The organism is Pseudomonas sp. PME37.24/025 (genome assembly GCF_055556615.1).
Genome location: NZ_JBVHNK010000190.1, coordinates 1 through 272, shown reverse-complemented (window position 1 = coordinate 272; position 272 = coordinate 1). Strand labels below are relative to the sequence as shown.

At 64.3% G+C, this 272-nt stretch carries 1 protein-coding gene; it reads left to right on the top strand.

Annotated features, from left to right (window positions below; genetic code table 11):
• Nucleotides 1-164: 164 nt before the first annotated feature.
• On the top strand, nucleotides 165-272 hold a 108-nt coding region (locus ACZ3HH_RS30025; protein ID WP_465810218.1), incomplete at its 3' end, for a biotin carboxylase N-terminal domain-containing protein.

Sequence of the window (272 nt, the reverse complement as noted above, 5' to 3'; positions counted from 1 at the left end):
CCGCAGCTCAACAATCCCTGCAACGGCTGGAACCCGACGGCGGCCGAAGTGCTGGTGTGGGACTGATCCGCACCGCTTGACCGACCGCAGTAGTGCACCCCTCGCGGACGACCGCGAGCCGGTTTTTCGAATCACGGGACGACCCGGATTTCCAGGCCCATTCCATGTTTGACCACTTGCTCATCGCCAATCGCGGCGCCATTGCCTGCCGCATCCTGCGCACCTTGCGCACGCTGGACGTGACCGGCGTGTGCGTCTATTCCGAAGCCGAC